Genomic DNA, 417 nt, shown 5'->3' on the forward strand with positions numbered 1-417 from the left:
CTAACCATCATCGCTACACTCCAGAACGCTGCGGATTGACCGTGCCAAAGATATGATACGGTGTTATCCCCTTTGAAAATAGACTATCGATCAGTTTGATCAATTCCTCCGACGATAGATCTTTGTCGTTGCGTATCCAAAGACGAAACATAGATATTAATGTTGAAATGTAAAACTCAATGATATATGGTGCCAAGACATCACCTGTTGGAAAATCCACAATCAATCGCTCAAAGGGAATTTCTCTTTTCAAGCGTTCCACAAAATGAACAGAACCATAGTCGCCCAATATAGCTTTAAGAACTGAAATCTCCTCTGCATTTTCTAAGCATTGAAGTGCATCTTGTATAGTATGTGTAGAAAACTCTCTGCCTGCCATTTCCTCCTTAATGGATTTCAAAATACGCTCTTCAACGC

The 417-nt window shown here is 39.6% G+C and carries 1 protein-coding gene; it reads right to left on the reverse strand.

Features of this window, described 5'->3' with window-relative positions:
* Nucleotides 1-13: 13 nt before the first annotated feature.
* Nucleotides 14-417 (reverse strand): TetR-like C-terminal domain-containing protein (locus FMN63_RS30050; RefSeq protein ID WP_148581920.1); only part of this gene is annotated, 404 nt, incomplete at its 5' end.

This window comes from Stappia sp. BW2, assembly GCF_008107695.1.
Lineage (GTDB): Bacteria > Pseudomonadota > Alphaproteobacteria > Rhizobiales > Stappiaceae > Roseibium.